Consider the following 22767-nt stretch of genomic DNA (forward strand, 5'->3'; position numbering starts at 1 on the left):
AGCGATGAGAGCCCGGGTGGGTGTTGCGCACCGCCCTGGTGGCTGGGCGGTGCGCAACGGGCTAGCCGACCGCGTCGCGGATGGTGTTGTAGAGGTCCAGAACCGCCGCGGCGAGGGGGATCAGTGCGATCAGCACCAGGTACTCGATGCGGTCCAGCCAGCGGGCGCGGATCGGGGCAGCGGCGCTCGGGCCGCGCCCGGCGTAGTACAGGCAGGCCACCCCGGCCAGCGCGGTTCCCGCGCCCACCGCGAGCAGCCAGTCGGCGTCCAGCGTGGACAGCAGACGGGTGCTCAGGCCGATCAGCAGGACCAGGCCGATGACGATCGTCGCCACCCGCTGCGCGGTGCCCGCGTAGGAGCGGGAGCGCAGCAGCCAGGCGATGGCCACCACCGCGACCAGGACCGGCGCCCACGGTGACGGATCGCCGAGCAGCACCAGGCAGCAGCCCGCCGTCACGATGCCGAGCGCGGTGACCAGGCCGGTCAGGATGTGGGTGGCCGTCGTCGTCGGGCCGAGCACCGCGGAGCCGAGCGTGGGCTGCTCGTCGGCGCGGAACGAATCCATGTCCGCGGGCACCTTGGGCATCGGCAGCCTGGCCAGCCGCAGCGAGATCATCGGCGCGGCCGCGGTCAGCGCCGCGGTCAGCGCCACCGCCACCGCCGCGATCCGGGGGCCGGGCAGGTCGAACAGCGGGACGCAGGCGGTGATCGCCGCGCCGAGCGCCGAGGCGGCGATGATCGGCGCGAACCAGGTGAACCGGTAGACCAGCATCGCCGCCGCGGTGGCGTAGACGGTGACCGCGGCGAGCCCGAGCGGAAGCGAACCCACCAGGGTGTGCGGCGGCAGCGCGGTGGCACCGGCCAGCAGCGCCGCCGGGACGCCGGCCGCGGCGGTCGCCGTCGCGGCGTCCACGTCGCCGCGAGCCCGCGACAGCGCACCGCCGGAAGCCACCAGCGCCACCGCGATCAGCGCGCACGACAGCGGCGCCAGCACGCCGCCGCTAAGCGCTCCGGCGACGAACGCGGTCGCCCCGGTGAACAGCGCGAGAGCCGCCAGCAGGCTGACCCGCCGCCCGGTCCGCGGGCGCCACGGGCCGGCGCGGGTCTGCGCCGCACCGGCGATCGCGTCCACCGCGTCGTCGAAGACCAGCGGTGCCTCCCGGCTCGGGCGGGGCTGCAGGGACAGGATCTCCCCGTCCTGCATCAGCGTCGCCGACACCGTCAGCCCCGGCGCCAGCGGAGCGCCGCCGAGGCGGGCCAGCACCCAGCCCGGGTGCTGCTCCGACCGCGGTGGCGTCCCGCTGAGCCGCACCAGCTGCGGGATCAGCTCGGCCACCGTGCACTCCAGCGGCAGCGCGACGTCCACCCGGGAACCGGGGGAGACCACGGTGACCCGCCGCGGTGCCGCCATCAGCCGAGCTCGCCGAGCACCGGCGTGAGCCGCTGCTCGGCGGTCTTGGCCAGCTGCTCCAGCGCGTCGTTGGCCGCCTCGGCGACCATTTCGCCGATGTCGCGGGCGTCGTAGCGGCGCAAGGCCTCCGGGTCGATCGCGATCTCGGTGAACCGGCCGGTGCCGCGCACGGTGGCGGTCACCTCGTTGTCGCGCGAGCAGCCGGAGACCAGCGAGGAGTCGATGTCCCGGCGAATGCGGTCGATCTCCGCCTGCTGGTGCTGCATCCGCTGCAGCAGATCGGTCATCTCGGGAAGATCAGCGTTCATCGGTGCGCTTCCGCGTTCAGGCGGCGACCGCGGCGGGCATGCCGCTGTCGGCGAACAGGTTGGACAGGGTCTGGCTGAGCGCGTTCTTGTTCTGCTCGGCGGAAGCTTCGAACTGCTGCTTGAGCTGCATCGCCTGCATGACCGCGTTCATGATGGCCAGCGCGATGGCCGCCTCCCGCCACGGCGAGCTCATGCCCTGCGCGGCCCGGATGCCGTCCATCATGCGCTGCACGACCTCCATCGCCTTCTGCAGGAAATCGGTCTTCTGCTGCTGCGCCGTGCCGCGGGCCTGCACCAGCGCGTCGGAGGCCGCGGTGAGCCGCTGGCTCTCCTTCTCCAGCGCCACCTTCAGGACGTTGGTCAACTGGTCGACGAAACCGTCCGACTTCTGCCGGCACGCGTCGTAGCCCCGCCCGTTCCAGGTCTCGCCCAACTGGGTCACGACCTGGTTCGTCGCTCCCGCCGCCGCGCCCACCTGCTGGGCGCACTGCGCGCAATCCCTGGCCTTGGACCGCAGTTCACCCGGGTCGCCGGTGACGTCGCTGACCGCTTGGGTGAGCAGCGTCAGGCCTGCCCTGATGATCGCGGTGACCAGACTGGTGTCCATGCCGCACCTCCATTCCCCGCGAGCGTAGGGCGGACGCGGTCGGCGGATGGACGGCAAAAGTACCCACCTGCGCGGATGCCGCGATGACGACACTTCAGGTGTTAGAACCTGTTGGTGGCCGGTCTGCGTGCGTGGTCACTCGGCGGAACCTGAGTGCTGCCCCGGACTGCGTGCCCCGTCCAATGCACGGCGTAGGGGCCGTCCTCGCTCAGAGAGCCACCCAGTGGCGGGCGACCGCTCAGTGGGTGCGAGCGGCTGCCGCCGCTCATCACAACGCGGACTGCATCCGCCGACAGGCTCTCACCCCGAAGTGGAGGCGGAAGTACTCGATGCGGACCCAACCGGCGCTGCGCGACCGCGCGCCCGAGCAGATCGTGCTGCAGGCCCCGCCCGGCGTGGCCAAGGGCGGCGGCAGCCAGTCCTGGATGCAGATGATGTTCATGGTGCCGATGATGCTGGGCATGGGCGCCATGTCGTTCGTCTACATCGGACGATCCGGCGGTCCGATGACCTACATCTTCGGCGGCCTGTTCGTGGTCGTGATGATCGGCATGATCACCATGTCGGTAGCGGGCGGCAGGCAGTCGGCCAAGGCCAAGATCAACGAGGAGCGCCGGGACTACCAGCGCTACCTCGCCGGGCTGCGCAAGCAGGTGCGCGAAACCGCCGAGGCCCAGCGGGCCGCGCTGCTGTTCACCCAGCCCGAACCCGAAGACCTGTGGACCATCGTGCCCACCCAGCGGCGCTGGGAGCGGCGCCGGACCGACGCGCACTTCGGCCAGGTGCGCATCGGACTCGGCCCCCAGCAGCTGGCCACCCCGCTGCGCGCGCCGCAGACCGCACCGCTGGAAGACCTCGACCCGGTCGCCTCCACCTCGCTGCGGCACTTCATCCGCACCTACTCGACGGTGCCCGACCTGCCGGTGGCCATCGCGCTGCGCGGCTACGCCCGCATCACCATCAGCGGAGCCCGCGACGAGGCCGTCGAACTGGCCAGGGCCGTGATCGGCCAAGCGGCCACCTTCCACTCGCCCGCCGACCTGCGCGTGGCGCTGTGCGTGGCGGCGCGCAACCGCGCGGACTGGGACTGGGCGAAGTGGCTGCCGCACGCCCAGGACCAGTCCGAAACCGACGCCGCCGGACCGGTCCGGCTGGCGGCAGCCGACATCGCGGCGCTCGTCGAACTGCTCGGCCCGGACTTCACCGAACGCCCGGCCTTCACCAGGGCCGACGCCGACCGCCCGCACCTGCTGGTGATCTCCGACGGCAGCCCCGTCCCGCCGGAAGCCGAGCGCCAGGGCGTCACCGTGCTCGAACTGACCGAGCTGCCACCCGACGCGGTGCGCCCGAACGCGCTGTTCCTGCACGTCTCCGACGGGCTGATGGGCATGCTGGTCGGCAGCGACGACGAGGTCGGGTTCCGCTACGTCGGCGAACCCGACCAGCTGAGCACCACCTCCGCCGAGGCGCTGGCACGCACGATGGCCCCGTGGCACGCACCCGGCTCGGCCGCCGCCGAAACCCCGATGTCCACCACGTTCGGCCTGGCCGACCTGCTGGGCCTCGGCGACCCCCGGGACACCGACCCCGCGGTGACCTGGCGGCCCCGCAGCGCCCGCGAGCGGCTGCGCGTCCCGCTCGGGCTGGATCCCGACGGGCTGCCGGTGGAGATCGACCTGAAGGAATCCGCCGAAGGCGGCATGGGCCCGCACGGGCTGGTGATCGGCGCGACCGGATCCGGCAAGAGCGAACTGCTCCGCACCCTGGTCACCGGCCTGGCCGTGACGCACTCCTCGGAAGCGCTGAACCTCGCGCTGATCGACTTCAAGGGCGGCGCGACCTTCGCCGGGATGAGCGAACTGCCGCACACCTGCGCGGTGATCACCAACCTCTCCGACGACCTCGCGCTGGTCGACCGGATGGCCGATGCGATCCACGGCGAGATGGTCCGCCGCCAGGAACTGCTGCGCACCGCGGGCAACTACGCCTCGGTGCGCGACTACGAGCAGGCCCGCGAAGCCGGTGCCGACCTCGCGCCGCTGCCCGCACTGCTGGTGATCATCGACGAGTTCAGCGAGCTGCTCTCCAGCCGACCCGAGTTCATCGACCTGTTCGTGATGATCGGCCGCCTCGGGCGCAGCCTGTCGGTGCACCTGCTGCTGGCCTCCCAGCGACTGGAGGAAGGACGCCTGCGCGGACTCGACGCGCACCTGTCCTACCGGATCGGCCTGCGCACCTTCTCCGCGTCGGAAAGCCGCACGGTGCTCGGCGTCCCGGACGCCTACCACCTGCCCGCGGTGCCCGGCTCGGCCTACCTCAAGAGCGACACCGACACCCTGCAGCGCCTCAAAGCCGCCTACGTCTCCGGTGAACTCCCGGCCAGGGCCGCGGCCGGTGCGGTGCCGGAATCCGCACCGGGCAGGCAGGTCATCCCCTTCGGCCTCGACCACGCGGAAGACCCGGCACCGCCCGTGGTGTGGCCGACGCAGCTGCCCGAAGCCGAGAGCACCGGCGAAACCATCATGAGCGCGATGGTCGACCGCCTGGTGGGGCAGGGGCCGAGCGCGCACCGGATCTGGCTGCCGCCCCTGGACGAACCACCGACCCTCGACCAGCTGCTCCCGGCCCTCGGGCTCGACCCGGAACGCGGACTGTGCCCGGTGGGCTGGAGCGGCAACGGGGGACTGGTCGTCCCGGTGGCCACCGTGGACAAACCGTTCGAGCAGCGCCGGGACCAGCTGTGGCTGGACTTCTCCGGCGCCGCGGGCAACGCCCTGCTGATCGGTGCCCCGCAGAGCGGCAAGAGCACCTTCCTGCGCAGCGCGATCGCCTCCCTCGCCCTCACCCACACCCCGGCGGAAGTGCAGTTCTTCCTGCTCGACATGGGCGGCGGCGCGCTGGCCGCCGTCGCCGGCCTGCCGCACGTCAGCGGCCACGCCGCGCGCCGCGACGAGGAGCGCTGCCGGCGCATCGTCGCCGAAGCCACCACGCTGCTGGACCAGCGGGAGGCGTTCTTCGCCGAGCACGGCATCGACTCCATCCAGACCTTCCGGCAGCGGCGCGCCGAATTCACCGAAGGCGGCGGCTCAGGACGCGAGTTCGGCGACGTGTTCGTCGTCGTCGACGACTGGGCGACGGTGCGCCAGGAGTTCTCCTCGCTGGAAGACCCGCTGATCCGGCTGGCCACCCGCGGGCTCGGCTTCGGCATCCACGTGATCATCTCCACCACCTGGTGGCTGAACCTGCCGACCCCGCTGCGCGACAGCATGGGCACCCGCATCGAACTGCGCCTCGGCGACCCGAGCGACTCGATGATCGACCGCCGCGCCGCGCAGAACGTCCCCGCCGGCGCGCCAGGCAGGGGACTGACGGTGGACAAGCTCCACATGCTCACCGCGCTGCCCCGAGCCGACGGCGACCAGCGCCCGGAAACGCTGGCCGCGGGCACCTCCGAACTGGTCGCCAGGGTCGGCCAAGCCTGGCCGGGCACCCCGGCGCCGCGCGTGCGGCTGCTGCCGCGCCAGATCGCCGCCGGCGAACTGCCGCTGCCCGCCGGGCGCGCCATCCCGCTGGGCCTGGCCGAATCCGACCTGCAACCGGTGTACCTGGACTTCGCCACCGAACCGCACTTCATCGCCTTCGCCGACGTGGAGAGCGGCAAGACCGCGCTGCTGCGCAGCATCGCGCACGGCATCACCCGCCAGTACACCCCCGAAGAAGCCCGGATCATCGCGGTCGACTACCGGCGCGGCCTGCTCGGCGCCATCGGCGAAGAACACCTGCTCGGCTACGCCGGATCCGAACCGGCGCTCGACGACGCCGTCGCCCAAGTCGCCCAAGCCATGCGGGAACGACTGCCCGGCCCCGACATCACCCCCGAGCAGCTGCGCCGCCGCGACTGGTGGCAGGGCCGCGAACTGTTCCTGCTCGTCGACGACTACGAACTCGTCGCCTCACCGGGCAAGGTCACCCACCCGCTGCTGCCGCTGCTCGACCTGCTGCCGCACGCCCGCGACATCGGCCTGCACCTGGTGCTGGCCCGCGGCAGCGGCGGCGCGGCACGAGCCATGTTCGACCCGGTGGTCCAGCGGATCCGTGAACTGGGCTCACCAGGACTGGTGATGTCGGGCAGCCGCGACGAAGGCGCGCTGCTCGGCGACGTCCGCCCGGGCAAGCAGCCACCGGGACGCGGCGTGCTGGTGCGCCGCCGAGCCGCGAACGAACTCGTCCAGGTCGCCTGGACCCCGTTCGGTGCGGGCACAAGTGCCGTCGCCGACGACGTCAGTTCTGCCGTGTGACGGCACCGCCAACATCCCTAGTGTCACAAGCGAAAGGAGGCGAAAACATGAGCACACCCCAGGGTGTCGTCGTCGACCGGGCCGTCATGAGCAAGGCGTCCAGCGACTTCGACGACACGGCGACGCGGATCCGCGAGATGATGGCCAAGCTCAACGCCGAGGTGGAGGGTCTGGTCGGCGCGACGCAGAACTTCAACGGCTCGGCGCGGCTGGCCTTCGACCAGAACAAGATGCTGCTCAACGACAAGATCCAGCGCGCGCAGAACGAACTCACCGTCATCGCGACGAAGTTCAACGAGGTCATGAACCAGCACGCCGGCTTCTCCGAGCAGCAGAGCACCCAGATCAACCAGACCACAGCCGCCCTGCACTCCGGCGGCGGCATCATCGCCGGCCTCAACGGCTGAGCACAGGGGAGCGAGCATGAGCTACGTGGGTGGACCCTCCAGCGACACCGTCGCGATGAACTTCGGCGCGGTGGACAACGCGGGCAGCACGCTGGTCCGCTACTCCGGTTCGATCAGCACCGCGCTCGGCGAACTGGACACCGCGCTGGGCCCGGTGCGCGAAACCTGGTACCAGTCGGGCAGCCAGTCCGGCGCCGACGCCCGCACCGCCGAAGCCAACCTCCGCAGCGCCCTCGGTGAGATGACCCAGATCATCAACAACCTGGGATCGCTGCTGAGCCGCTCGGCGATGGACGGAGCAGCCCTCGACAATTCGTTGGCGGCGAAGTTTCACTGAGCTGCACTCGTCTTGCGTGGCGGTGCGGGTAGCGGAACCTCAGAGGCTTTCTCGACTGCGGGATCCCGTTTTTATGTATGTCCAATACACGGCGAACGGGCTGTCCTCGCGAGAAAGCCTCTGAGAACCCGCGGCGGTGCGAGTTGCGAGGGTGGGTTATGCGCCTGCGGCGCATGCGACGGCTCATGCCGTTGTTGCCGGAGGCGTCGCGGCTGCGGTTCAGCGCCGAAAGCGGCTTCGCCGCTTGCTCGACGATGGCTGCTCTGACAACTCGCCTCGTCACTTTGACTTGCCTTGCGGCTGCCGGTCCCGGCCTCGTCCGGTTCGCGTCCGCGCCTCGCTGCCTGGGCTTTGGTGGTGGGACTGGTTCTGCAGACCGTCGTCCGTGAGTGGTTCGGGGCGTTATAGCACCCCGAACCACTCACGAACGCCCCGCATCGCCAGATTGGTTCTCTGTGGTCTGCGAGCGGATTTGCCGTGGTCCTCCGGATTTTCGGTGGTACCACCCTCAGTTGGTCTCCTTCGACACCGCGGGAAGGGTTGTCATGTCCAGCAATGGATCGTTCGCGATTCATCTGCAGTCGTTGGTGGAGTTCGCCTCCGAGCTCACCACCCAGCTGACCGGGATCGACCGGCCGAACGGGCACCTCGAATCGCTCACCGAGCGGGAACTCCGGCTCGGCGCGTTCAACGAAGCCGGATCGCTGTGGGAGAACCACTTCCTCGCCGTGGCCGAGATGCGCAACCTGGTCGGGCGCGCGCGGGAAGCGATCGACTTCGCCGAGCGGATCACCGGCACCGTGATGAACGCCTACGAGCAGCACGACGACCAGGTCACCTCGTCGCTGTCCGGCCTCGGCTCGGCCGTGCAGTCGGTCGACTTCAAGAGGGCGTGAGGCAGATGCGGGAACCGACGAACTTCTCGGCCTACAGCCACCAGCAGCTCGCCGCGATGCTGCAGTCCGGCGACGACGCCTCGGTGCGCCCGGCGGCCGACTCCTGGGACAGCGTGGGCGCCGCGCTGCACGAGCAGGCGGGCAACCTGGAAGCCAAGCTGGCGAAGTTCCAGGAGCAGTGGCAGGGCGGCGCCTCCGAGCAGTACCGGGTCATGATCAAGGACCTGGCCGGCGGGCTGCGCCGGATCGCCGACTCGGCGTTCGCCATCCGAGACCGGGTGCACGACTCGGCTGATGCGCTGGCCAAGGCCCGCGCCGAGATGCCGCCCTCGGTCGAGGTCGCCGAACTGCCCGCGGAGACCAAGCAGTGGGCGACCGCCTCGCTGCAGGTGCCCGCGGACGCCTCGCCCGCGATGGTGTCCCAGCTGCGCCAGCGCCAGGCCACCGCGGTGCAGGCGGTGCAGGAGCACCAGCAGGCGAGCGCGGCCGCGGACGCGGCGCACGGCAAAGCGATCGAGGTCATGACCGAACTCGGCGCGCGCTACCGGGCAGCCGATCAGAGCATGCCGCTGGCCACCCACGCGTCGGTTCCGGGAGTCCCGACGCCGGAGGACGGCTCGGCAGGGGACGCCGAGCCCGGCCACGGAGGCGGCGGCGAGGAACCCGGCCAGCCCGGCGAACAGGCCCCCCTGGTGCCCGACCCGGTCGAGAAGCAGCCTTCGACACCGCTGTTCGGCAACATGTTCACCGCCGGACTGGCCGCGGCCTCAGCCGCCGGGATGGGACGGCTCGGGACGTTCCGGCCCCCGAAGGTGCCCGAGTGGGGCAAGCCGAAGAACCCCGAGGAAGAGGACAACGCCAAGCCCGTCAAACCCATCAGCATGCCCGGTTCAGGAGGGATGTCGCTCGGTGGTCCGGGCGCCGGTGCGGCCGCACCGGTCGCCGCGGCAGGTCTGGGCGGGGCCGCCTCGGCCACCAGCGCGATGGGAACAGCGGGCGTGCTGGGGGCAGCGGCGGGAGCGGCGAACGCGGCAGGAGCAGGCGTCGGGCACATGCCGATGATGCCGATGATGCCGTTCGCCCCGGGGGCGCAGGACATGTCCGGGGCGCGCCGCATCCCGCCGTGGTTGGTGGAGACCGAAGAGGTCTGGGGCGAGTCCTCGGTGGTGACCCCCTCGGTCCTCGGCGCCGACCAGACCGACTGAAGGAGAACCGACCATGCCAGCGCTCACCGATCAGCAGATCGCCGAGCACGCCGCCAACGCCGGGTTCAGCGGCGACGACCTGCGGATCGCCGTCGCCGTCGCGCTCGCCGAATCCAAGGGCGACCCGGGCGCGATCGGCGACGTGTCCCTGCAGACCGAAGCCTTCGGGCCCTCGGTCGGCCTGTGGCAGATCCGGTCGGTGAACCCCGGCCACGGCAACGCCTTCGACCGCGCGCACCGCGACGAAGCGGCCAACGCCGACCCGGCGACCAACGCCCGCAACGCCTACGCGATCTTCCGCGAGCACGGGTGGGGCCAGTGGTCGACCTACACCGAAGGGCAGTACCGGCGGTTCATGGACCGGGCCCGCAACGCGACCTCCGGCGGAGCGGTCCGCGCGCGGCAGGCCTCGAACCCCAGGGGATTCCAGGGCGAGATCGCCAAGTTCTTCGACGCGGCGGCCAAACTCGTCGAAGGAACCCGGAAACCGCTGCTGAACGCCTCCCAAGCGCTGAACCACGGTGCCGCATCGCAGAACGCCTTCGGCAGGGTGCAGGCCTCCGCCGCAGCCGCAGGCGCGCACCAGGCCAACATCTCCAACACCTGCGAGAGCACCCGCCGGGCACTGGCCGACGACCAGAAGTTCCGCGACGACCTGGACTGGGCGGCGCGGATGATCCGGCAGCACGACGACCGCGCCGCACACGCCCAGCAGAGCCAGCGGTCCCTGATCGACCAGGTCTGAACCTTCTGAGGAGACACGGACATGACGCGGTTCGCGGTGAACCACACCGCCCTCGACACGGCGGCGCAGTCGCTGCCCGACCAAGTGACGGTGCTCGGAGAAGCCCGCCGCCACCTCACCGCGCGCACGCTGAGCACGAACGCGTTCGCGAACGTGCCCGGATCGCAGCACGCGCAGACCGGTCACCTCGGCAACATCCAGGCGGGCGACGAGAACCTGCGGGCGGCCTCCAGCCGGCTGACCGGGGTGATCGACGGGATCAAGTCGTCGAACGCCGCGGTCCGCCGCTGGGACGCGCAGAAGGCCGCCGAGATCAAGAAGCTCAACCCGGACCTCGTCGTACCGGTTCTGAACGGGGGAGCGGGCGGCTCCATCGCCGAGCGCAACTCCGCCAGCCGGGCCCGCATCGAGCTCGCGCGCGACGCGGCCGAGGAGGAGATGCGCAAGCTGCAGGGCAGCGTCGGCCCGGTCAACCGCGAGATGGAGATCCAGCAGCTCCGGGAGAAGATCGCCGCCTACGACGAAATCCTCAACAGCAACACCCAGATCCTCAGCTTCAACGGCGAAGGACGACTGGTTGCGCTGGTCGGCGACCTGAACTCCGACACCCGGTCGGTCGCGGTGCTGGTCCCCGGCATGAACACCGGGGTGGAGGACTTCGTCCGCTACACCAACACCGTCGGCAGCTTCGCCCAGGCCGACACCACCGGCGGCACCGCCGGGGTGCTGTGGATGGACGGTGACTTCCCGCAGGGCCTGATCCAGGCCAGCGGCGCGGAGGCGTCGCAGGAAATGGCTCCGAGGCTGGCCGATTTCGTCAACGGCGACCTGCGCCCCCAACTCGGCGAGAACACCAAGGTCACGGTGATCGGGCACAGCTACGGCGGGGCGACCGTCGGCCTGGCCGACGCCGCCGGAATGCGAGCGGACAACGTGGTCCACGTCGCCTCGGCCGGCATGGGCTCAGGCGTCACGGAACTGACCAACATGTACCCGGAGAACCGGTACTCGGTGACGATGGAACGCGACCCGATCCAGTGGGCGCAGGGCCGCGCCCACGGCCCGGACCCGGACGACTTCCCCGGCGTGACCCCGCTGCCGTCCAGCCGCGACAACGACGGCTGGTTCCTGCCGGACGTGGGCTCGCACAGCAGCATCCTGGCTCCCGGCACCGACTCCTGGAACGACATCAACAGCGTGGTCAACGGCTCCATCCGCACTTCCCAGGTGCTGCACTGAGCGCACCCCCCAGAACCGGCCGCTGAGCGATAATCCCCCGTCGCTCAGCGGCCGTTCCACTCCGGGGGCGGAAGATCTCGGACGGCACCTGTCCGCCGCGGCCGGTGGTCACCACCGATCGGTGGGTGGTGAACCTCCGCGATTTCGGTTGAATTTGGATCCTCGGCACCGCAGCCTTCGTCGAGAACGTGACAGATCCGATTTCAATTGAAATCGCTACACCACGCGGCGCAACCACCTACCGCTTCGAACCCAAACCCGGCCCCGCACCCCACCGGGCCACTACCTGCCAGGTCTCCCGGGTGTCACTGCCGAAGGGGTCGGTGGTGATACCCGGGAGACCTGGCGAGGTGCGGTGCGGCAAGGCACGGGGCCGGGTTGGGTTCAAAGCGGTAGGTGGCCATCTTGAGGTGTGTAGCAATTTCAATTGAAATCGGCCTCGTTCTCGACGGAACCTCCAGTCCCGCGGCCAGCCGATTACAGCCGAAATCGCAGAGGTTCACCGCCCCACCTTCGGTGAGAGGGTGCCAGGTTCACCGCCCGGATCCTGGGCAACTCCCGGTCAGTGCACTCCAGCCAACGTTGAGACCAGCGTCAGGCGTCGGATCCGGGACGCCAGCCGCGCTCCCGGCCCCGCCGGATGGTCTCCCGCACCACCACCGCCAGCGCTGCCGCCGCGATGCCGAGCAGAGCGAGCCAGCCCGGCAGCGGGGAGTGGTCGGGCAGCGGCGGAGGACCTGCGGCCGGGCGCACCGTCGGTACTTCAGGCGCAGGTGGGGGAAGCTCCAGCGCCGACGGATCATCGGCGAGCTCGGTGGTCACCGCAGAGCGCACGTCCAGCACACCCCACCCCAGACGGGTGTCGTAGCCGTTCGGCGGCCGGCTCGCGGTCCGGGCCAGGCGATCCGCGACCTGCTTCGCGTCCAGCTCGGGTCGGTAGGAGCGCACCAGGGCCGCGGCGCCGGCGACGTAGGCCGCGGAGAACGCCGGAAGGTCGACGCCCCAGCGATGCCCCAGACCACTCGCACCGGCCGAAGTGCCGACCAGATCAGCCCCGGGCGCGGCGATCGACAGGTGATCGCCGGCTTCGCCCTGCACCGCGGCACCCGATTCGTCGAGAGCGCCGACCGCCAGCACACCCGGAAGATCGGCCGGGTACGAGCGCGCCTCCGGTTCGTCGCCCACAGCGGGCGAGACGACCACTGCGTTGCGGGACAAGGCATCCCGCACCGCTGCCTCCAACGCCGGGCTCGTGCTGGATGCGGGCACTGCCACCAGGACGACCGTGGCGTTGGCGTCCACCGCGCGCCCGATCGCACCTGCCAGCGCGTTCGGTGACGGGGCGCCACCACCCGTGGTGGTCTCGGTGTACCTGATCCCGAGCAGCCGAGCCCCCGGTGCCATCCCCGCGAAAGCCGTGCCCGGAACCTGCTGCGCACCGACGATCCCCGCGGCGAACGTGCCGCGGCCATCGCAGTCGCCCAGATCCGAACCCGGCACCACCTGCCCCGGCGCGAACTGCGCGTTCCCCGGATCCATCCCGGTCCCCACGACCGCCACCAGCTGCCCGGAACCGTCGGCCAGCGGCCACATCTCCGACGCATCGGTGAGCCGCTGCGCCCAGCCCACCGGCTCCGAATACACCCCGGCCGGGGACGCGCACTGCGCGGAAGCCGCAGGCGCGACGGCGAAACCGCTGACCAGCACGGCGGCCACGAGTGCGGCCCTCACGACTGGGGAACCCACAGCGTGACCTGCGTGCCCCAGTCCGGACGCGACTCCACCCGCGCCGAGCCACCGACCTCCGTCATCCGCGCCTTGATCGACTCCGCGATGCCGAAACCCGGCTTGCGAGCCGGGTCGAACCCCGCACCGCGGTCGCGAACGGTCACCGCGATCCCGCCATCGCGTTCCGCCACCCGGACCTCCGCCTGATCGGTACCGCTGTGCTTCAAGGTGTTCCGCAGCGCCTCACCAGTGGCGTCGCGCACCGCGGTCCGCCGAGCTGCCGACAGCGTGTCGTCCACCTCCGCGCGGATCAGCTCGGCACGCAGCCGGCTGCGCGACAGGTCCTCGATCAGCGCGACCAACTCGGGGCCCAGCCGGGCGCGGCCGGCGGCGGGAGCAGCGGCCATGTCACGGCGGATCAGCGCGGCCTGCTCCTTGGCGGCCTGGCGCAACTCGGCGAGGCGGGCCGGTGCGGCGCCCTCGTCCGACCGGCTGCCCAGCGCGAACGCCTCCAACGTCGGCAGAACCCGGTCGTGCAAGTACCGGTTCAACACGTCCCGCTCGCAGCGGCGACCGTGCCGGTAACCGGCGCGGTGCGCGAGCCGGACGCTCAACACCAGCAGCACCATCAAGCAGAGCGAAGCGGCGAGGATCATCACGCGAATCTCCCGGATGTCAGGCCGACAGGCGGTCGGGGGCCGAGCAGGTGGCGAAGCCGTGCTCGATCGCATAAGCGGTCAGCGCGGGGCGGCGGCGCAAACCGGTCTTGTCCCGGATCCGGTCCAAGTAGGACCGCACGGTGCGGATGCTGATCCGCAGACCCACCGCGATGTCCTGGTCGCGTTCGCCCGCGGCGAGCCTGGCGAGCACCTCGGCCTCGCGGTGCGAGAGATCGATGCGGGCACCCGGAGCGCGCTTGAGCGGAGCCGTCTCGAGCACGACGTCCGCCAGCTTCGACGCGACGTAGCTGCGCCCGGCCGCGACCTCCCGGACCGCGTGCAGGATCTCCTCACCATCGGCGTCCTTGCCCAGGAAGCCCCGGGCCCCGGCCAGCATCGCGCCGAGCACCTCGGCACGATCGGTCTGCGCCGACACGACCAGCACCGGGTGACCCCGGCGCACCATCTCCATCACCGCGGCCGCACCCCGCACCCCAGGGATCCCGAGATCCAGGACGACGATGCTGCCCGGCCACCGGCTGCGGGCGGCGAACTGAGCGACCGACTCCGCGACCGCGTCCACCACGACGTCCGGGGCCTCCTCCAACACCCTGGTCACCGCTGCTCGGTACAACGGGTGGTCCTCCACCACCCCGACTCGGGTCTCCACCGGCTTCTTCCTCCCCGTCGGACTTCCGCATGCGACGCTATCGAGGTCCGGCCACCTGCGGTGGTGGCTGTTCGTACCCCATTGACAGGTCGATCCTGCGGCACCGGAGGCGCCTACCGATCACAGGTCACAGCTCGTCGGCGCGCACCAGACCGTCCTGGATCGCGCGAGCCACCAGCGCCGCCTTCGTCGGGGCCTCCCGGCCGACGTTGGCGTACTTCACCCGCACCCGCTCCAGGCAGGAGTTCACGCGGTGCACCGTCAGGTTCAACCGCCGCGCGACCATCTCCTTGGACTCGCAGTGGAACCACTCCAGCAGCACCTCGGCCTCCCGCGGCGACAACCGGGGACGGTGCGGGCGGTCGTCGGTGCCGAACGCACCGGACAGCGACGGCGGCAGGTACGGGGTGTTGCTCGCCGCCGCCTGCACCGCGGCCACCAAGTGGTCCTCGCCCTCGGCCTTCGTCAGATAGGTGAACGCGCCGATGTCCAGGCAGGTCAGCACCGTCTCCCGGTCCGCCCGCATGCTGTAGATCACCACCTGGCGCCCGGCGTCCACCAAGCGCTTGAGATCGCCGTAGGCAGGGCCGGTGACGTCGAGCTGCAGGTCGAAGATCACCACGTCCGCGGTCGCGCCGGGCTCCAGCCACGCCACCGACACCGCCGGGCCCGAATCGAGCACCTTGATCGGCGGATCGGCCAGCCCGCACCACGCGCGAACCCCCGCCACCACCGCGGGATGATCGTCGACCACCACTACCGTGATCACCTGCGTACCTCCCACGTCGCCTCGATCCACACCCGGTCACCGTCGACCACCGCTGATGTCGCCACATCCACGTCGGAGTGCGGGAGCGCGGGTTCGAGCGCCTCGCCGATCACGCTGACCGTGACCGCGTCCTCCGTGCCCGCCACCGTCAACCGCACCGTGCCGGTGGCCGTGGCCAGCGCGGTGACCGCGGGTTCGGTGAGCTTGCGGCGCACGTCCTTCGGGATCTCCGGGCGCTTGCCGGTCGCGGCGAACCGCACCGAAAGCCCCTGCCGCTCGGCCAGTTCGATGCACGCCCGCAGCTCGTGCAGCAGCGGATCGGGCACCGAGGCGTCCTCGGCGAACAGGCGCCGCATCTTGGCCGCCTCCACCGAACACCGCCGCCGCACCGAATCGTCGCCGGGGTCGAGGGTGCCCGAGGCCAGACCGGACAGCAGCGGGACCGTCGTGGTCTCCAGATCCGCGTACCGGTCCTTGCGGTCCCGGTGCAGCTGCCGAGCGACCTCCTCGGAAGTCCGCAGCTGCTCCTCCTCACGAGCCACGCGCGCCGAGGAAACCGCCAGCGCGCGCAGCACCACCGAGATCACCCCCACCGAGAGCTGGTAGGAGATGATCAGGGTGGTCGCGTTCACCGAGTCGGCGAACGTGATCGCGGCGTCCCCGGCCAGCCCGACCTGCACGAAGGTCACCACGTACTGGGCGATGAGCGTCACGGCGAAGACGAGCAGCCTGCAGTCGAGCAGGAACAGCACCAACGTCCAGCCGGCGTCGCCCTCCGACCAGTGCGCGAAACCGAGCAAGTCCTCAGGGCGAACCGACGCCGTCCCCAGCACGGACAACCCGAAGACGACCGCGATCAGCGGCCAGCGCCAGCGGCCGATCGACCGCCCCCGGCGCAGCGCGACCAGCACCACCAGGGTCAGCACCACGAACCCGCCCCAGGAGGCGAACTGGGCGGCCATCGGCCGGTAGGCATCAGGATGGGTCAGCAGCTTCGGCAGGTCCAGTAAGCACAGGATGACGAGGTTCATCACCACGGCCGCCCACTGCAGGCCGCGCAGGAACCGGGCCGCGATGTTCTCGGCGTCCCCGCCGAGGTCCTCCGGTGCGCCCAGCGGACAGGCCATCCGCACCCGGGTCCCGCAGCCGGGGCTGCTGGTCACCTCGGCACTGCCACCGGTGCGGCGCATGCGCTCCACCAGCGAGCGCGTCACGCCGTAGCGGTGCCGCGAGATGCGCTCCGGGTCGAACCCGAGCCCCGCGTCGACGACCTCGACGACGACGTCGTCGCCATCGCGGGAGACGATCACCTCGGCACTGTCGGTTCCGGCATGTCGCACGACGTTGGTCAGCGCCTCGCGCGTGCCGTGGCACAGAGCGGCAGCCTCGACCGTCGGCACCACCAGCTCGCCGGGGGCGGTCACGTGCACCGTCAACGGGGTCCTGGTGACGGTGTCGCGGAGCATGCCCACCAGATCGACATCTCCGCCGGAGACCACGGACCGGCCGCGGATCACCTCCAGGTCGCGGCTGGACTGCTCGGCGAGCCAGGGCTGCTTCTCGTGCACCACGCCGGCGCCCACCATCAACAACGTGGCCGAGGCGGTGTCGTGCAGTGCCGCCAAGTGCTCGCTCTCATCAGTTCGGCGTGCTTCGGCGACCGCTGCCTGACGGCGGAGCCGCTCACCGCGGGCGACGTGCTGATCAGCGGTCTGGGCGCTGCGCCGCACCAGCAGGTACAGCCATCCCGAGAGGGTGGCCTCCATGAGCATCCACAGGTGGATCGGCGCCGCGGTCAGCCAGTGGTCGGGCATGGCCAGTGCGGTGCCGACCAGGTGCGCGGCGGTGATCACCGGGATCGCCGCGGCCAGCGCCCGCACCCCGATGTGCCAGGGATAGGCGACGAGGATGACCGCCGATGCCACTCGCACCCAGGTGGTGCCCTCCGGACCGGAGCCGATCGGCGTCGTCCAGGCCTGGGTGAGGCCGATCGCGCACACCACCAGCACGTCCACGACCACCGGCCAGCGCCCACCGCCGCGAGTCATGCAGATCGCGTAGGTGACGTTCCAGGAGTTGAGCGCGACGACGATGACGACGGCCAGCCCGGGCGACAGCTCCGTCTCCATGACGAGCGAGGGCAGGCTCGCCATGGCCACCACGACCGCCCGCACCCACACCGCGTAGTGCAGCCCCAGGTGGACGAGCCCGCGTTCGGCCGACCCCATCAGCCTGCGATCACCTGCCGGGCCCGCCCCGGATCGAGGGCCGCGCCGGTCGGGAGCAGCGCGAGCACGGAGGCCGGTGCGGTGTGCCGCGGCAGCTCGCCGTATCCGAGCGCGGAAACCGCCTCATCGCCCGGGATCGGGTACTTCGCACCCGTGTCGGTGATCAGGTAGACCGCCCCGGCGTCGGTGACGATCGCACCGGATCCACCGGGGACGTAGACCTCGTTCGCCGTCTCCGGGGTCGGCGCGGCCACCGGGATCCGGCGCTGCGGCAGTTCCCAGCCGACGGTGACGTGCCCGTCGGAGGTGCAGACCGTGGCCGTTCGGCCGGGTGCCACCGGTTCCGGACGCTGTGCCGGGTACCCGTCCTCGCGGTGTGGAGATCGCGGGACGCGGCCGATGTCGGCAGTGGCGACCTCGATCCGGTGGGGGCGCTCGCCGGGGTAGGCGGCGGCGGTGCCCGTTGCTCCGAGCACCAGATCTGCCTCGGTCTCGGTGATCACGGCCAGGCCGTCGCGCTGGACCAGGTAGTACTCGCCGACCTCGGACAGCAGGACCTGCCCGACCAAGCGGGGCTCCGCGCCCACCTGGACGCCTGGAGCTCCTGCCCCGGGCACCTCGATGGGGCTCAGATCCCGGCCGGCCGGGACGGTGTTCAGCCAGGCGGGCGTTACCAGGACGTCTTGAGATCCGGCGTACCCGAGGGCCACCAGGGCGCGCTCACCGTCCAGCCGGTGCCGCTGACCTCCGGTCACCAGGAACCGTTCTCCGGAGGGGAGCCGCGCCAGCAGCGCGCGGCTCTCGGTGCCACCGGCCTTCGGTCCTAACAGGATGGTGGTGATCGGAGCGTCGCCGTTTCGGTCGACCCGGGTGCACGTGGTCCACGCCCCGTTGAGCAGGCGCTCCGGGCGTGGCAGTGAATCGGGCGCACCGGCGATGCCGACGGCCGCGCCTCGGGGAGCACCGGACAGCGATTTCGCGGGCACGGTGACGGTCTTGGCGCCGTCACCTCCGGCGAGCAACCGCGCGGAGGCGTAGTTGAGCACCGGGTGCAGCAAACCGTCCTCGCCCAGGACGAACCTGGTCCCGGTCTCCTTCTCGATGATCACCTGGCCGCCCTGCCGCCAGGCCTCCGCGCGCGTCGGGGCGAGCAGGCCGATGACACCGAACACCGCGGACACCAGGAGCGCGACCGCCAGTCCGAGCGCGGTGCCGAGCACGACGCGTTTGGCCGGCGCCACCGGGTGGTTGGCGTCAGCGGAAACGAGCGCGGAGACCAGCCGACGGCGCAAGAACCGGTAGGCCTGGATCTGATCTCGCTGTGTCCACACCTCGTGACCCCCGTACAGAGCATCTGATCGATGCGATCGTACTCAGTGGTACGACTTTTTTGTACGTGCTGGGTAACATTCGCCAATCTCGCAGCGATAGGACCGGTTCCGTTCTCCGTATCGTTGCGGAAAGGTGACCGCGGTGGTCTGCCGGTATTTCTACCGTGTTGGGCGCCGACGGTTCAGGCGCATGCTGATGAGTCCGCCGGGCCGCCCGTGGTCCGCCGGATGATCTCGTTGTGCTCGCTGCCCGTGGGGCGGCCGCCCGGTCTCGGTCGGCCGGATGGATCCACTGTGGATGGTGGGGTGAACAGCGGTCGCCCCTCTTCCATCCGGATGGTCCAGCGCTGGTTGTGGATCGTCCGGTGGTGGTGCCCGCAGAGCATGACGAGGTTGTTCAGCTCGGTCGCACCACCGTCGATCCAGCTGGTGAGGTGGTGCGCTTCCGGTGTGCCCGGCGGTCGGTCGCACGAGGGGAACGCGCAGGTGTCGTCGCGCAGGAGCAGTGCCGCCCGGATGTGGGGCGGCGCGGTGCGTTCGGCGCGGCCGACGTTGAGCGGGAGGTTGTCGCTGCCGAGGACGACGGGCAGGACCTCCGCGTCGCAGGCCATCCGGCGCACGTTCTCGGCGGTGATCGGCTGGCCGGTCGCGGTGAGGGTGCCCGGCAGGCCGTCGCCGCCGAGCGCGCGTGCGAGGTCGTTGAAGTCGATGGTCACCGCGATGTGCGGACGCTGCCCGCCGGGGCGGGGCAGTTTGTCGGAGGCGATGGCGATGTCGAGCAGCGCGTCGAGGGCGTCGGCGTTGCGTTGCGCGGGCGAGCGCGGGTCGAGCTCGCCGTCGGTGGTGGGGCGCGGGGCGGCGAGCGGTTGCAGGACGGCCCGGAATTTCGCCCCGGTTTCGCGGTCGAGGCGGGCGTTGATGATGGTCATGCCGTCGGCGGCGGTGCCGTAGTTCAGCTCGCGGATGACGCGTTGGGTTTCTTCTTCGCAGTAGGCGCCGTTCTGGTCGAGGTGGTAGCGGGTGCGCTCGGCCAGGAGGGAGAGCTGGTGCGGGGAGTGCTCGGCCGCGTAGCCGGCGAGCATGGTCTCGGCCTGCTCCAGTTCGGTGGCCGTGCTGATCGGCGCCAGCCGGCGGATGCCGTCGGCGATCGCGCGGGCGTGTGGCACGGTGATCGCGCCGGATGCGATCGCCCGGGCGGTGGCCGGGAGCTCGGCGGGCACCGGGGTTCCGTCGGGAGTGGTGCGTTCGGTGGCCAGGCGTGCCACCATGGCCCGGTTTTTCGCCTCGCCGCTGGCGATGTTGAGCATGCCCTTCAGCCAGGCCTCGGTGTTCCGGGCGCTCTGCGCGGTGGGGAGTCCGCGGTCTTCGGCCTCGGCGATGGCCCGCAGCTGGGTCGCCATCGCGGCCCGCATCGCGGCCTCGGAGTCGTGGATCGCGGCGATCAGTTCTTCGTCGGAGCGCGCGGCGACCGCCGGGTGAGTGTCCACACCCGGATCGGAGATCAACGCCAGCCCGTCCATGCCAACGACTATCCACAGCGGAAAACCCGTATTCATCGCTCGATCAGGTTCAAGAACGCTGAATTTCCAACGCTGTCAACGTGATAGGTGAACTTTCCGGCGTGATGCACGATAATTCGAGTGCGTGACGGCGACGACACGCCGAGTCGAGTGCGGTTTTCTGGAAAGAAAAGCGCCTGGGCAGCTGAACGTCAGCGAGGCATCCCGCCGGTGCTGGCGGCGAGCAGCGCCTGCGCCGCGACCTTCGCGTGCTGGAGGCAGTTCGCGTCGTTGAGCGCCATCGAACGGCTCGCCGCGCCGTCGACCAGGACGGCCAGTTGTTCGGCCAGCGCGGCGGGATTCGTGGCGCCCAGCGCACTGGTCAGCTCGGTGAGGCGGCTTGCCAGGCGGCGCTTCTGCTCGGCGGCGAATTCGTGGACCGGGCTGGCCGGGTCCGGGAATTCGGCTGCCGCGTCGATGAAGGGGCAGCCGCGGATCGGCTCGTGGTCTGGTGCCGCGAACAGGGCGAGGATGCGCTCTTCGGGTGTGAGGTCTGCGCGGTCGAACACGCCTTCCAGGGTGCGGTCGGATTCGACGAGTTCCCGGAGGTGGCTGACCACGAGGTCGTCCTTGGTGGGGAAGTGCGCGTACAGGGTGCGCTTCGAGACCGGGGCGGCGGCGGCCACCTGCTCCATGCTGGTCGCGTTGATGCCTCGTGCTTGGAAGAGCGCGTTCGCCGCGGCGAGGATGCGCTCGCGCCCGCCTCGTCCTTTGCGACGCTGGGGCGCCTGCTGCTCGGCCACCAGCTAAGTATACAGGGTCGTGTACTTAGTGGGCTCCCTTGTGCTAGCGTGCCGCAATGTAAACGATATCGTCTACTTAGTGGACCTGCGAGGAGCCCCGAAGTGACCACCATGGCCGAACGCGCCGAAGAACTGATCCGGAGCCGGCGAGCGGTGCGCTCGTTCCGGCCGGACCCGGTGCCCGACGAGACGCTGCGCGCGACCGGCTGAGCGAGGCGCTGCTCACCGCCCACGCCGAGCAGCGCCTCTCCGTGGACTTCCCGTACCGGGACGAGCTGTACAGCGAGGTGCACAGGACGCGCCGGGCTGCTTTCGGCGCCGCGATGTACGGCGCGCTGGGCATCGGCCGCGCGGACCACGAGGCGCGCGACGCTTTTCAATCCGAGAGCCTCCGCTTCTACGGAGCGCCGCACGTGGCCCTGCTGCTCGCGCCGTCCAACGCCGACGAGCGGATGGCCGCCGACATCGGCATCTACGGGCAGACGCTGCTGCTGTCGATGACGGCGTACGGGGTCGCCAGCTGCCCGCAGGGCATGCTCGGCTTCTACGGCGACGTGGTGCGCGACTGCCTGGGGATCAGCGACGGCAAGGTGCTCTTCGGCGTTTCCTTCGGCTACGCCCGGGATTCCGCGGCCGTCAACCACATCGAACCCGGGCGGGCGGAGCTCGGTGAGACGACGCGCTTCCACACCTGACCGCTGCTCAGTTCCGCCTGAAGAACTCGATCAGGCTCACCGCCACGTGCTTGCCCTCGGTCAGATCGGTGGCGCCCTGGAACCTGACGCGAACCCGCTTGACGTCGCTGACCCCGATGTTGACCTGTTGCGGGTCCGCGTGGTCGGTCAGCTGCACGGTTCGCGTCTCGGCCTTGCCGTCGACGGTGGTCGCGGTGATGTGCGCGGACGTCGGCCTGGCCTGGGTGTCGAACAGCTCGGCCTTGCTCGACGGGCCGATCGTCACCAGCATGCTCACCAGCCGGAACGGCTGGTCGAAGTCGAACTCGATCCAGGCGTCGGGCTCCGGGGCGCCCCAGTACTCGCCGTTGACCACGTCGATCGCGTTCGCGGCGGGATGACCGGGTACCTCCGCGCTGGCGGCGGTGCGCACCGGGCCGATGCGGGCCGTCCCGGAGGTCTTGTCGAGGAAGTCCTGCACTGCGTACTGGCCGAACGGGTAGAGCAGGATGCCGCCGACCACCAGGACCAGCAGCGCGCAGAGGACGATCAGCCGGCGCAGCACCTTGTGCCCGTCGACGTTCCGGGAACGGCGGGTGCGGCGCGGCGCCTTCTCCGGTTCGGGCGCAGAGGCCAGCGGCCGTGCGCAGCGTCGGCAGAACCGCCTGCCGGGTGGGTTGGGGGTGCTGCACGCGGGGCACGGCGGGCCGTCGGGAGCGGCTTCTTCCACCGGTGCGGTCGACTCGGGCCGTGGCGCGACCGGGACCGCCGGTTGCACGGCCGCGGGCTGGTCCGGCTCGGCCGGGATGCGTTGCGTCGGAGCGTCCTCGGCCGGTCGCTCGGGTTCCGCCTCCTCGGCTTTCGAGCCCCACCCCAGGTAGGTGCCGCACGTGCCGCAGAAGTCGTCGTCGCGGGCCACCTTCGCACCGCACGTCGTGCAGGAACGCATCGCA

General features: G+C 70.9%; 20 protein-coding genes. 8 read left to right on the plus strand and 12 right to left on the minus strand.

Annotation, left to right across the window (positions count from 1 at the left end):
* Nucleotides 1-61: 61 nt before the first annotated feature.
* From eccD to OU416_RS02170, 3 genes are read right to left on the minus strand one after another with little or no spacing between them, the layout of a single operon-like run.
* A complete protein-coding gene (gene eccD / locus OU416_RS02160; RefSeq protein WP_270925070.1) occupies nucleotides 62-1411 on the minus strand; it encodes a type VII secretion integral membrane protein EccD in 1350 nt (449 codons plus the stop codon).
* A complete protein-coding gene (locus OU416_RS02165; RefSeq protein WP_270925071.1) occupies nucleotides 1411-1719 on the minus strand; it encodes a YbaB/EbfC family nucleoid-associated protein in 309 nt (102 codons plus the stop codon). The genes eccD and OU416_RS02165 overlap by 1 nt, the downstream gene beginning before the upstream one ends.
* Before the next feature lie 16 nt (nucleotides 1720-1735).
* Nucleotides 1736-2326: a WXG100 family type VII secretion target gene (locus OU416_RS02170; protein WP_270925072.1), complete on the minus strand. Its 591-nt coding sequence runs from the start codon at nucleotides 2324-2326 to the stop codon at nucleotides 1736-1738.
* A 329-nt stretch (nucleotides 2327-2655) separates the two neighbouring features.
* Here OU416_RS02170 and eccCa point away from each other — a divergent pair, with 329 nt between their 5' ends.
* The 7 genes from eccCa (at nucleotide 2656) to OU416_RS02205 (ending at nucleotide 11453) form a co-directional block, all read left to right on the plus strand.
* On the plus strand, nucleotides 2656-6624 hold the full coding sequence (eccCa, locus tag OU416_RS02175; protein WP_270925073.1) for a type VII secretion protein EccCa: 3969 nt from the start codon (nucleotides 2656-2658) through the stop codon (nucleotides 6622-6624).
* 47 nt (nucleotides 6625-6671) lie between these two features.
* Nucleotides 6672-7031 (plus strand): WXG100 family type VII secretion target, encoded by a 360-nt coding sequence (locus tag OU416_RS02180; RefSeq protein WP_093147030.1) that lies wholly within the window; start codon nucleotides 6672-6674, stop codon nucleotides 7029-7031.
* Between the two features lie 16 nt (nucleotides 7032-7047).
* A complete protein-coding gene (locus OU416_RS02185) occupies nucleotides 7048-7368 on the plus strand; it encodes a hypothetical protein (protein WP_093147028.1) in 321 nt (106 codons plus the stop codon).
* Nucleotides 7369-7913: 545 nt separating this feature from the next.
* Nucleotides 7914-8264, plus strand: a complete 351-nt coding sequence (locus OU416_RS02190) for a hypothetical protein (protein ID WP_270925074.1) — start codon at nucleotides 7914-7916, stop codon at nucleotides 8262-8264.
* Nucleotides 8265-8269: 5 nt separating this feature from the next.
* Nucleotides 8270-9469 carry a WXG100 family type VII secretion target gene (locus tag OU416_RS02195; protein WP_270925075.1) on the plus strand — a complete coding sequence of 400 codons (1200 nt, stop codon included), beginning with the start codon at nucleotides 8270-8272 and terminating at the stop codon, nucleotides 9467-9469.
* Nucleotides 9470-9482: 13 nt separating this feature from the next.
* Nucleotides 9483-10214 carry a transglycosylase SLT domain-containing protein gene (locus OU416_RS02200; RefSeq protein ID WP_270925076.1) on the plus strand — a complete coding sequence of 244 codons (732 nt, stop codon included), beginning with the start codon at nucleotides 9483-9485 and terminating at the stop codon, nucleotides 10212-10214.
* A gap of 21 nt (nucleotides 10215-10235) precedes the next feature.
* Nucleotides 10236-11453 (plus strand): alpha/beta hydrolase, encoded by a 1218-nt coding sequence (locus OU416_RS02205; RefSeq protein ID WP_270925077.1) that lies wholly within the window; start codon nucleotides 10236-10238, stop codon nucleotides 11451-11453.
* A gap of 594 nt (nucleotides 11454-12047) precedes the next feature.
* Here OU416_RS02205 and OU416_RS02210 read toward each other — a convergent pair.
* The 8 genes from OU416_RS02210 to OU416_RS02245 all read right to left on the minus strand — a co-directional run bounded on the left by OU416_RS02210 (nucleotide 12048) and on the right by OU416_RS02245 (nucleotide 21140).
* Nucleotides 12048-13184 carry a S8 family serine peptidase gene (locus OU416_RS02210; RefSeq protein WP_270925078.1) on the minus strand — a complete coding sequence of 379 codons (1137 nt, stop codon included), beginning with the start codon at nucleotides 13182-13184 and terminating at the stop codon, nucleotides 12048-12050.
* Nucleotides 13181-13837, minus strand: coding sequence for a sensor histidine kinase (locus tag OU416_RS02215; RefSeq protein ID WP_270925403.1), 657 nt, complete (start codon nucleotides 13835-13837; stop codon nucleotides 13181-13183). The genes OU416_RS02210 and OU416_RS02215 overlap by 4 nt, the downstream gene beginning before the upstream one ends.
* Before the next feature lie 19 nt (nucleotides 13838-13856).
* Nucleotides 13857-14510 carry a response regulator gene (locus tag OU416_RS02220; RefSeq protein WP_270925079.1) on the minus strand — a complete coding sequence of 218 codons (654 nt, stop codon included), beginning with the start codon at nucleotides 14508-14510 and terminating at the stop codon, nucleotides 13857-13859.
* A gap of 127 nt (nucleotides 14511-14637) precedes the next feature.
* Complete coding sequence (locus tag OU416_RS02225; protein WP_372907270.1) at nucleotides 14638-15279, minus strand: DNA-binding response regulator; 642 nt, start codon at nucleotides 15277-15279, stop codon at nucleotides 14638-14640.
* Nucleotides 15276-17507 carry a sensor histidine kinase gene (locus OU416_RS02230; protein WP_270925080.1) on the minus strand — a complete coding sequence of 744 codons (2232 nt, stop codon included), beginning with the start codon at nucleotides 17505-17507 and terminating at the stop codon, nucleotides 15276-15278. Before OU416_RS02230 ends, OU416_RS02225 begins: the two co-directional genes overlap by 4 nt.
* Entirely contained in the window at nucleotides 17507-18838 is a 1332-nt protein-coding gene (gene eccB / locus OU416_RS02235) for a type VII secretion protein EccB (protein ID WP_270925081.1), read from the minus strand. The genes OU416_RS02230 and eccB overlap by 1 nt, the downstream gene beginning before the upstream one ends.
* A 182-nt stretch (nucleotides 18839-19020) precedes the next feature.
* Entirely contained in the window at nucleotides 19021-20358 is a 1338-nt protein-coding gene (locus tag OU416_RS02240; RefSeq protein ID WP_270925082.1) for an HNH endonuclease signature motif containing protein, read from the minus strand.
* A 191-nt stretch (nucleotides 20359-20549) separates the two neighbouring features.
* Nucleotides 20550-21140 (minus strand): TetR/AcrR family transcriptional regulator, encoded by a 591-nt coding sequence (locus OU416_RS02245; RefSeq protein WP_270925083.1) that lies wholly within the window; start codon nucleotides 21138-21140, stop codon nucleotides 20550-20552.
* Between the two features lie 251 nt (nucleotides 21141-21391).
* Here OU416_RS02245 and OU416_RS02250 point away from each other — a divergent pair, with 251 nt between their 5' ends.
* Entirely contained in the window at nucleotides 21392-21835 is a 444-nt protein-coding gene (locus OU416_RS02250) for a nitroreductase family protein (protein WP_270925084.1), read from the plus strand.
* Between the two features lie 7 nt (nucleotides 21836-21842).
* Here OU416_RS02250 and OU416_RS02255 read toward each other — a convergent pair whose 3' ends face one another.
* Nucleotides 21843-22763: an NADase-type glycan-binding domain-containing protein gene (locus tag OU416_RS02255; protein ID WP_270925085.1), complete on the minus strand. Its 921-nt coding sequence runs from the start codon at nucleotides 22761-22763 to the stop codon at nucleotides 21843-21845.
* Nucleotides 22764-22767: the final 4 nt, after the last annotated feature.

It is taken from the genome of Saccharopolyspora indica (assembly GCF_027853965.1).
In the GTDB taxonomy this organism is placed as follows: domain Bacteria; phylum Actinomycetota; class Actinomycetes; order Mycobacteriales; family Pseudonocardiaceae; genus Saccharopolyspora; species Saccharopolyspora indica.

Coding starts and splice junctions, on each gene's coding strand:
- OU416_RS02215 (WP_270925403.1), bottom strand. CDS start 13,837: ATGATCCTCGCCGCTTCGCTCTGCTTGATGGTGCTGCTGGTGTTGAGC.
- OU416_RS02190 (WP_270925074.1), top strand. CDS start 7,914: ATGTCCAGCAATGGATCGTTCGCGATTCATCTGCAGTCGTTGGTGGAG.
- OU416_RS02200 (WP_270925076.1), top strand. CDS start 9,483: ATGCCAGCGCTCACCGATCAGCAGATCGCCGAGCACGCCGCCAACGCC.
- OU416_RS02180 (WP_093147030.1), top strand. CDS start 6,672: ATGAGCACACCCCAGGGTGTCGTCGTCGACCGGGCCGTCATGAGCAAG.
- OU416_RS02165 (WP_270925071.1), bottom strand. CDS start 1,719: ATGAACGCTGATCTTCCCGAGATGACCGATCTGCTGCAGCGGATGCAG.
- OU416_RS02205 (WP_270925077.1), top strand. CDS start 10,236: ATGACGCGGTTCGCGGTGAACCACACCGCCCTCGACACGGCGGCGCAG.
- OU416_RS02185 (WP_093147028.1), top strand. CDS start 7,048: ATGAGCTACGTGGGTGGACCCTCCAGCGACACCGTCGCGATGAACTTC.
- OU416_RS02240 (WP_270925082.1), bottom strand. CDS start 20,358: ATGGACGGGCTGGCGTTGATCTCCGATCCGGGTGTGGACACTCACCCG.
- OU416_RS02255 (WP_270925085.1), bottom strand. CDS start 22,763: ATGCGTTCCTGCACGACGTGCGGTGCGAAGGTGGCCCGCGACGACGAC.
- OU416_RS02170 (WP_270925072.1), bottom strand. CDS start 2,326: ATGGACACCAGTCTGGTCACCGCGATCATCAGGGCAGGCCTGACGCTG.
- eccCa (WP_270925073.1), top strand. CDS start 2,656: ATGCGGACCCAACCGGCGCTGCGCGACCGCGCGCCCGAGCAGATCGTG.
- OU416_RS02195 (WP_270925075.1), top strand. CDS start 8,270: ATGCGGGAACCGACGAACTTCTCGGCCTACAGCCACCAGCAGCTCGCC.
- OU416_RS02230 (WP_270925080.1), bottom strand. CDS start 17,507: ATGGGGTCGGCCGAACGCGGGCTCGTCCACCTGGGGCTGCACTACGCG.
- eccD (WP_270925070.1), bottom strand. CDS start 1,411: ATGGCGGCACCGCGGCGGGTCACCGTGGTCTCCCCCGGTTCCCGGGTG.